General features: G+C 41.6%; 8 protein-coding genes and 1 pseudogene. 3 read left to right on the top strand and 6 right to left on the bottom strand.

The genetic code is table 11. From position 1 onward, the window contains the following. A pseudogene (locus tag MICAI_RS01515) lies at nucleotides 1-266 on the bottom strand (signal peptidase I); the annotation flags it as partial. Nucleotides 267-445: 179 nt separating this feature from the next. Here MICAI_RS01515 and MICAI_RS01510 point away from each other — a divergent pair. Both MICAI_RS01510 and MICAI_RS01505 read left to right on the top strand, forming a co-directional pair. Then, a complete protein-coding gene (locus MICAI_RS01510; RefSeq protein WP_039899397.1) occupies nucleotides 446-1105 on the top strand; it encodes a glutathione S-transferase family protein in 660 nt (219 codons plus the stop codon). Continuing rightward, nucleotides 1106-1402 carry a hypothetical protein gene (locus MICAI_RS01505; RefSeq protein ID WP_008196816.1) on the top strand — a complete coding sequence of 99 codons (297 nt, stop codon included), beginning with the start codon at nucleotides 1106-1108 and terminating at the stop codon, nucleotides 1400-1402. A gap of 87 nt (nucleotides 1403-1489) precedes the next feature. On the opposite strand, the gene MICAI_RS01500 is transcribed toward MICAI_RS01505, so the two are convergent. Beyond that, nucleotides 1490-3529 (bottom strand): hydantoinase/oxoprolinase family protein, encoded by a 2040-nt coding sequence (locus tag MICAI_RS01500; RefSeq protein WP_008196814.1) that lies wholly within the window; start codon nucleotides 3527-3529, stop codon nucleotides 1490-1492. A gap of 84 nt (nucleotides 3530-3613) precedes the next feature. Between MICAI_RS01500 and MICAI_RS01495 the strand changes: the two genes are divergently transcribed. Next, complete coding sequence (locus MICAI_RS01495; protein WP_008196813.1) at nucleotides 3614-4621, top strand: Gfo/Idh/MocA family protein; 1008 nt, start codon at nucleotides 3614-3616, stop codon at nucleotides 4619-4621. A 161-nt stretch (nucleotides 4622-4782) separates the two neighbouring features. On the opposite strand, the gene MICAI_RS01490 is transcribed toward MICAI_RS01495, so the two are convergent. The 4 genes from MICAI_RS01490 to MICAI_RS01475 all read right to left on the bottom strand — a co-directional run bounded on the left by MICAI_RS01490 (nucleotide 4783) and on the right by MICAI_RS01475 (nucleotide 8056). Further along, the gene (locus tag MICAI_RS01490; protein WP_008196811.1) at nucleotides 4783-5031 is read right to left on the bottom strand and encodes a type II toxin-antitoxin system HicB family antitoxin; all 249 of its coding nucleotides are present in this window, start codon (nucleotides 5029-5031) and stop codon (nucleotides 4783-4785) included. A 129-nt stretch (nucleotides 5032-5160) separates the two neighbouring features. Continuing rightward, entirely contained in the window at nucleotides 5161-5505 is a 345-nt protein-coding gene (locus tag MICAI_RS01485; protein ID WP_002774226.1) for a HepT-like ribonuclease domain-containing protein, read from the bottom strand. Then, a complete protein-coding gene (locus MICAI_RS01480) occupies nucleotides 5492-5881 on the bottom strand; it encodes a nucleotidyltransferase family protein (RefSeq protein ID WP_002736777.1) in 390 nt (129 codons plus the stop codon). The genes MICAI_RS01485 and MICAI_RS01480 overlap by 14 nt, the downstream gene beginning before the upstream one ends. A gap of 387 nt (nucleotides 5882-6268) precedes the next feature. After that, nucleotides 6269-8056, bottom strand: coding sequence for an SUMF1/EgtB/PvdO family nonheme iron enzyme (locus MICAI_RS01475; RefSeq protein WP_008196796.1), 1788 nt, complete (start codon nucleotides 8054-8056; stop codon nucleotides 6269-6271). Between the last annotated feature and the right edge of the window lie 101 nt (nucleotides 8057-8157).

Below are 8157 nucleotides of genomic sequence, written 5' to 3'. Positions count from 1 at the left end.
TCCCTGATGTAAACGATAACCAGCGCAACTATTCCCCCTAATCCCCAGCTTACAGGGCCATTGGGGCTAAAAATTGCCCAAATTGTCACAATTATTAATATTACTTGAGCGATCGCCCAAATGGTTGCTTTTTGGTTTTTGTTGGCATACCATTGTCCCAAACCGGGGAAGAACATCGAGAGATTGACAGCCAACCAGGCATCTTTTGCCGGGGAATTAGTCGCACAAGGACGAGAAACAACCGAAAAAAGGGAGAGTTTGCCCATAGTATAGACCTATTGCCAATTCAGTAAACAGTGCTCAGTAAACAGTAAACAGCAAACAGTTAACTAAAAACAGTTAACTGTGAACAGTAAACAGTAATCAGTGAGCAGTAAACAGTTAACTGAAAACTCACACCTGATAACTGATGACTGCTAATTACTATAGCAACCAACAAAACTTAATGCTTTTACTTCAATTTAGCACCTCTCATTACTGTCGCAAAGCTCGTTTAGCCCTAGGTTATAAGGGGATTGATTACCAAGTAGAAAATCTCACCCCCGGACTACATATTCTCAAACTCAGTCCCCTAACCAAAGGGTTAACCACTGTCCCGGTTTTAATGGCAGCGGATGAGATTATTGCCGATTCTACTGCCATTTTCAGATATTTAGAAAAAGTAGTTCCTTTCCCCTCTTTTATTCCCGCTGGAGAAAAGGAGCAAAATCAAGCTTGGTTACTAGAGGATTGGTTAGATGAAAGTATTGGAGTAGCCACTAGATTTGTCTATTATGATTATCGCGCTGGAGAGGGAAAAGCGATCGATCCTTCCCTGAGTAGTCAAATAATTATTAATATCGTGCGACAACAATATAAAATCACCCCAGCCAGGGTAAAATTAGCGGAGGAACGACTAGAAAATGCCCTCAAGATTCTAGAATACTGGCAAAATCAGCCCTATTTAGTGGCAGATAAATTAAGTGTAGCCGATATTGCCGCCACTGCCCTATTCAGTCCTCTGGCGCTAATTCCCAGTTATCGTCAAAAATATCCCTGGTTGTTTGTTAGAATCGGGGAAATTCATCAACAGTGTCGAGAAAAATTGCCCCCCGGTTTAAATTAAATGCAGCGAACGACAAAAATTATCATCCTCATCTTGATGGGTTTATTATCACCCCTAAAAGCCCTCGCTTTGCCCGCTCCTGAAGATATTCCCGAAGAAGTTTTACGAGCAGAAATTATCACTTCGGCTCGCTCGCCCCTTGATAATCAACCCCTAACTGCGGCCGAATACGCTTTACTAGAAGAACAATTAGCCACCAGCATTTATCCCCCCCAAATTAATCCCAAAATTCGACAATTAATTGCTCTGAGAAGATTGCAAAAACTTCTCCAGATATTGATACCTTTCTATCGTTAATATCAAAATGGTCAATCTTTTTAGTTAAGACTGATTAAGTCTTGACAAAATTAATGACACCAACGTTTAAAAAACCAGGATTTAGGATTAATCTTTGCAGAGAATTAAATGATTTTTCTCCGTTAATTTGGCCATCCAACCCGGTTCAATCACAATCGTGCTAATTTTTTCGATAATAATTGCCGGTCCTGCTAGACAATCAAAAGGTTGCAGATCTGAACGCTGATAAATTGGCGTTTCCCGCCATTGATTAGCCATAAAAACTGCTACTCGATCGAGCATAGTAGGTAATTCTCCCATCGGACGGGTGCGAGTTAAAATTGCTTCTTGGGGACTGTCCATAGTCTGGATCAATTCCACGGCAATCGACTCAACAATTAAAGCTTTTTGTTCTTGTTTAAACCCATAACGTCTTTGATGTTCCCGTTCAAAATCCTGACGCATTTGATCGCTAAAATTAACCGCTAAAGTAGCATCACTGCCTTGATATTTTAAACTGACTTGCTGCCGCACCTGATTATAAACCTCTAATTCCCGACCCGCTAAAACTTCTAATTCCTTCATTTCCGTGAGTAACTGCCCGATTAAATCGGCATTTAACGGCTGTTCGATCGCTTTTTCTTTAATTACCCTCAAATCAGCCAAACCCATGCCGTAGGCGCTTAAAACCCCAGCGTAGGGATGAAGAAAAATACTTTTCATTCCCAGAGTATCGGCAATTAAACAGGCCACTTGACCCCCGGCACCGCCAAAGGTACAAAGAGTATAATCACTGAGATCATAACCCTTTTGTAGAGAGATTTTTTTAATCGCATTAGCCATATTTTCCACGGCAATTTGAATAAACCCTGCAGCCAACATTTCAGGACTATTATTACCCCCCATTGTTGCCGCCAATTCTTGAAACTTGGTCAGCACAATCTCTCTATCTAGGGTTAAATTTTCCTCCTGTCCAAAAATAGCGGGAAAATAGGCGGCTTGAATTTTTCCTAACAAAACATTAGCATCGGTAATTGTTAAGGATCCACCCCGTCGATAACAGGCAGGTCCCGGATTAGCTCCGGCACTTTCTGGCCCAACCCGAAAACGATAACCATCATAGACTAAAATCGAACCCCCACCAGCGGCCACGGTGTGAATACTTAACATCGGCGCTCGCATTCTTACGCCAGCAATTTCGTTATCTGTTTGGCGCTCGTATTCCCCTTGAAAATGAGAAACATCGGTGCTAGTTCCTCCCATATCAAAACTGATAATTTTGCTAAATCCTGCCCTTAAACTGGTTTGTACTGCCCCAACTATTCCCCCCGCAGGACCGGATAAAATGCTATCTTTACCCTGAAATTTATCGGCAGTGACTAAACCGCCATCGGATTTCATAAATAACAAGCTAGTTTTCGGTAATTGCTGGCTAATACTATCAACATAGCGGCGTAAAATTGGTGATAGATAGGCAGAAACTACTGTGGTATCTCCCCGGGATACCAGTTTCATTAAAGGACTGACTTGATGGGAAATGGCTAGATGAGTAAAGCCGATTTCTTCGGCAATAGCTGCCACTTGTTTTTCGTGGTTGGGATAACGATAGCTGTGCATAAAAACAATCGCACAACTGCGGATACCCGCTTGATAAACTGGTATTAAATCGGCTTTAACTTGGGCGGGATTAACGGCGATTAATTCTTGTCCTTGACTATCGTAGCGTTCGGCCACTTCGATAACTTGTTCGTATAATAAAGAAGGAAGAATAATTTGACGGGCAAAAATATCGGGGCGATTTTGATAGCCAATTCTCAAGGCATCTTTAAAACCTTTGGTGATTAACAAAACCGTGCGCTCTCCTTTTCTTTCTAACAGCGCATTGGTGGCTACCGTTGTTCCCATTTTGATCACTTCGATGTTATCTAGGGAACCGCTAATATCTTTGATCCCTTGAATGACTGCATCTGGGTATTTTTCGGGATTTTCCGAGAGCAGTTTATAGAGAACAATCCACTGTTGATCGGCAATGGGAACAATCAGAAATCTAGCGGCATCTCTAGCTAGTCTTTCCATAATTTCTGGTCGATCGATTATCGCCACGATATCGGTAAAAGTTCCCCCTCGATCGATAAAAAATTTTAACATAATCCCTTCCAGTTCTCAGAATCAATGAACAATTGCGCCTAATTCTTTTAAGATAAACTAGATTGATTTATCTGAGTAAGCAAAATGTCCACAGGAATCGCTATCTTAGGGGTAGGACGTTGGGGAGTCCATTTCGTCCGTCATTTTTCTCAACATCCCTCAGCACAAGTAGTGGCGATCGTTGATCCCTCCCCTGAAAAACTCCGTCTCTGTCGCGATCAATTTAATCTCGATACTAATAAAGTTATTTTAGCCAATGACTGGGAATCTATTCGCAATCACCCCGAAATCTCGGCTGTAGTCGTCGTTACTCCCGCCATCAGCCATTATCCCCTGATTAAAGATGCTCTTAATTTAGGTTATCACGTCCTCGCCGAAAAACCCTTAACCCTCAATCCCCAAGAATGTGCCGAATTAACAGCATTAGCGGCTAAAAAACAGCGTATTTTATTAGTTGATCATACCTATCTTTTTCATCCCGCCGTTATCACTGGACAAAAAGTCCTGCAATCCGGGGGTATCGGTAAACCTCTTTATGGTTATGCCACTCGTACCCACCTGGGGCCGGTCCGTCAGGATGTGTCCGCTTTGTGGGATTTAGCTATTCACGATATCTCGATTTTTAATCATTGGTTAAATAGTACACCAGTATTTGTGCAGGCGCGAGGAACGGTTTGGCTACAACCTAATCTAGCTGATTTGGTCTGGTTAACCCTGATCTATGGCGATGGTTTTCAAGCGACTATTCACCTTTGTTGGTTGAATCCCGATAAACAGCGACGCTTAGGAATAGTTGGCAGCGAAGGGACTTTAATTTTTAATGAATTAGACTCTCGATCGCCTTTAACCCGACAAAAAGGCCATTTTGAGCGTCAGGAAGCCTATTTTATTCCCCGGGGACAGGAGACGGAATCTATCCCTATTGCCGATGGTGAACCCCTAAAAGCATTATGCGAACATTTTTTAGAGTCAGTGGCTACGGGTGTCGATTCTCCTGTATCTTCGGGATCGGTAGGGACGGAATTAGTCAAAATTCTCCAGGCAGCAGAATTATCTCTAGCCAGAGGTGGAGAAATCCTGCGCTTAGAATAGGGATATCCAATCATTGTTTCTTCCCTATTATCCCACTATTACGCAACAAGTCTATTGTTTTAAGTCCGTAGTCTGATCGTGGGTGGGGTTGAACGATAGAGAAACCCAACATTTTTAAATAATTGGGTTGGGTTTCGTTCCTCAAACCAGCCTACTTATTGCTAAATTTGTTGGTGTAATTTCGGGTGTGGCTGTGACAGAAAACTATCAGAAAAAGGTTTTTCTGGCTTTTCCCCACGCTCGGCACAAAAAGCTAAGTAATCTTCCACTGAATCAGCAAAAGCCTGCTGCAATTCCGCTACACTCTCTCCCTGAAAAGTGATAACATCTCGGACGTTGGCCACCTCACCGTAAAAGATACCCGCCTCGTCATCAAAAAAAACTACTGCTTCGTAACCTTTACAATTCATTCTAAGTGATAATTGTTTACTGTTCACTGCTAAAGGGTAATTCCGAGAAATCTATCTCACCTATTTGATCGATTCCCCAGAGAGGATAGCAGTCATAATCTGCCATTAACTTAATTTTTAAAATTATTATCATTGGGGCAATGGTGGCAATAGAGACTGCAATTGTTCTAGCAAAGGAGAAAGTCTTACTGTAATAATATTCCAGACAATTTCTGGTTGAACCTGATCGTACTGATGGCTAATAATATTTCTGAGTCCAATAATTCCCCTCCAATCAATTTTGGTGTGTTTTTGTTGAAAAGTCTCAGGAATTCTACGGGCTGCTTCTCCTAAAATTTCTAATTGTCTTTCCACAGCACTTTGTAACAAAAGACTCTTGGAATATTCTTCCAAAGAAACATCTTGAATAAATTCTTGGATATTAGTAATAGCTTCGACCATATCCCAAAGATATCCAGCCTCACGACTGTTCATGACGATAAATTAGCTGATGAGTTTTTAAAATTTCGTAACGACGATAGGGGTTTTTCAGTCCCTCTTGATTAACCAAGTCAACTTTGCGTCCGAATATCTCCTCTAATTCTTCTTTCATCTGAACAATATCAAACAAATCCCAGCCATGATTGGGAGCAAACTTATAAAGAACATCAATATCACTATCAACTCGAAAGTCTTCCCTTAATACTGAACCAAATAAAGACATTTCAAGAATTTTCCAATGTTGACAAAAATTAGTAATTTTGCTTAAGATAACTTGAGCTTGTTTTTTGTTAAAACCAGAATTTAACAAGATTTTTTCGGCCTTGTTGGTGGTTATTTTAACAACCTTCGCTGTAATAGCTTGTTTCATTGGTGAGCAAAATCCCCCAAATTATCCTTGACAAAACACTTGAGATCGTTAAGGTTACAGTAACCCGCCATGTAAAGTCGGCTGGTAGGCTACACCAACATTAACACACCCTAGGAGATCGGCGCTCACTTTTTCGTCCGTAGTCTGATCGTAGGTTAGGCCAAACGATAGTGAAACCCAACATTTTTAAATCATTGGGTTGGGTTTCGTTCCTCAACCCAACCAACGGCTTTTTAACAACCGATAACTGTTTCATTTTTTATTGTCCTTAACAAAATTTAACACTACCTCAATTTTTTCAAAAAAATCGACCCGCCCTTAGGCGGGAAAAAGAGAAAAATTGAAAAAAGTAAAAAAGGGTAAAAAAGGGTAAAAAGAAAATAAGGGTTACAGAGTCCTCCCAGCACCGCACACCACCCGAAAACCGTGGTGGTGGTAGCGGCTGACGTCGTAGCCGCGGTAAGCGGAACGGCAGCAATCTGGATCGTGGTGCCAAGAAACGCCCCGCAGTATTTGAGAGTAATTATCCTTTATCAGCCAGGCACTGCCGTCCCTTGGCGCATTCTCATAGGTGTTGTGCCAATTGTCCTCGCACCACTCCCAAACATTGCCACTCATGTCATAGAGTCCCCAAGCATTGGGCTTTTTCTGGCCCACAGGATGAGTTGTATTCTGAGAATTTCCTCTATACCAAGCGTAATCTCCTAACTGATTAGCATCATCACCGAAATAAAAGCGAGTGGTTGTCCCCGCACGACAGGCATATTCCCATTCCGCTTCCGTCGGTAGGCGATAGGTTGTCCCAGTTATTTGACTCAATTTCTCACAAAAGGCTTGAGCATCATTCCAACTAACCTGTTCTACCGGATTTTGCAGATTGTTTTTAAAATAAGAGGGATTTGTTCCCATTACCGCTTGATATTGTGCCTGAGTGACTGGATATTTGCCAATAGCAAAACTGTTTACTTTAACTGGGTGTTGAGGCTTTTCATAACTTTTAGCATCGGGATCACTGTCAGGAGAGCCCATGAGAAATTGACCTGCTGGTAAGCCTACCATTTCCAGTGTTATTCCATTGGGTAGGTTTTCGGTGAAGTTTGTCAGTGGAGTTGGCGCTACTTTAGGTGACGGTGTAGATGTCACATTAGCGATACTTTTCCCTGGAAAAATATCAAAATTTAAATCACTAGATCGCTCACACCAATAACACTTTCCGTAACTGCGGTTGTAGTAATGATTATCAACTTTGCCACAGCGTATAACCTCTTTTAGTGCAGCTTCCAAAGTACCGCGCCATTCCTCAGCCGTCGGTCGTCTGTCGGGGAATTTATGTCCCTCATTGAAACAGCGCAAAAATAAGGCGTGTAAGTCGCGATGTAAAATATTTAATGGGATTGTCGTATTACTAGGTACAACCAATTTATCACCAGAAAAAGGCCAGAGTCCCCGTCGAATTAGTTCCGACTGTTCCAGGGAATCTCCTGCTCCTTGCCACAATCCCCGAAACGGCGGCCCGCTAAATAATAGATAATAAATAACAACTCCTAATCGAAAGCGATCATGCACTTCTGTTTGATCTACATCTGCTATATTCACTCCGATTAATTCCGCCGGTGTAAATCCTTCTGAGCCAACTAAACACCGATATATTTTACCGCTATAGGGATCTGATACTTGAAATGAATCTGTATCAATAATTGTAGGCAACGCCCGATTATTCACTAAGATATTTTCTAGCTTGATGTCTCCCAAAACATAACCTTTAAGGTGAATTGCTTGGATAATAGCGGCTATATTCCGCGCTACTACATGAAGAAAATACCAATTAGTTTCTAACTTGTATTTTCTTCTCATTATGGGCGTACAAAGCTTTAATAATGTTTCTGAACCCACCACTTCTGGCATTAAAAAACCAACGACTTTTCCCTGGTTATCTTCCAAGATAGAATAGGGCCAAGCGAAGGAAATATGGTTAAGATGAGCATTAGGATCACTGGGACGATTTCTCACCATTAACTGTAATTTATCAACCCTTTCATTATGGGGATTGTGGTAGATTTTCGCTAAGTACCCATTAAAGTTAGTGTGCCATACTTTCGCTTCGCCACTGTTCGCCAGTTCTTGCGTCAGTGTAATCCAGCGATTCTGTAGTTGACAGCGATAAGTTAAAGACATCAAAAAATCTCCGAGTATTTGTGCTGTTCAGTCCCATCGTAGGTTGGGTTGAACAATAGTGAAACCCAACATTTTTTAATAATTGAGTTGGGTTTCGTTCC

It is taken from the genome of Microcystis sp. T1-4, assembly GCF_000297435.1.
Lineage (GTDB): Bacteria > Cyanobacteriota > Cyanobacteriia > Cyanobacteriales > Microcystaceae > Microcystis.
This window is presented reverse-complemented; position numbering and strand designations above follow the sequence as displayed.

Coding starts and splice junctions, on each gene's coding strand:
- MICAI_RS01510 (WP_039899397.1), top strand. CDS start 446: ATGCTTTTACTTCAATTTAGCACCTCTCATTACTGTCGCAAAGCTCGT.
- MICAI_RS01505 (WP_008196816.1), top strand. CDS start 1,106: ATGCAGCGAACGACAAAAATTATCATCCTCATCTTGATGGGTTTATTA.
- MICAI_RS01500 (WP_008196814.1), bottom strand. CDS start 3,529: ATGTTAAAATTTTTTATCGATCGAGGGGGAACTTTTACCGATATCGTG.
- MICAI_RS01495 (WP_008196813.1), top strand. CDS start 3,614: ATGTCCACAGGAATCGCTATCTTAGGGGTAGGACGTTGGGGAGTCCAT.
- MICAI_RS01490 (WP_008196811.1), bottom strand. CDS start 5,031: ATGAATTGTAAAGGTTACGAAGCAGTAGTTTTTTTTGATGACGAGGCG.
- MICAI_RS01485 (WP_002774226.1), bottom strand. CDS start 5,505: ATGAACAGTCGTGAGGCTGGATATCTTTGGGATATGGTCGAAGCTATT.
- MICAI_RS01480 (WP_002736777.1), bottom strand. CDS start 5,881: ATGAAACAAGCTATTACAGCGAAGGTTGTTAAAATAACCACCAACAAG.
- MICAI_RS01475 (WP_008196796.1), bottom strand. CDS start 8,056: ATGTCTTTAACTTATCGCTGTCAACTACAGAATCGCTGGATTACACTG.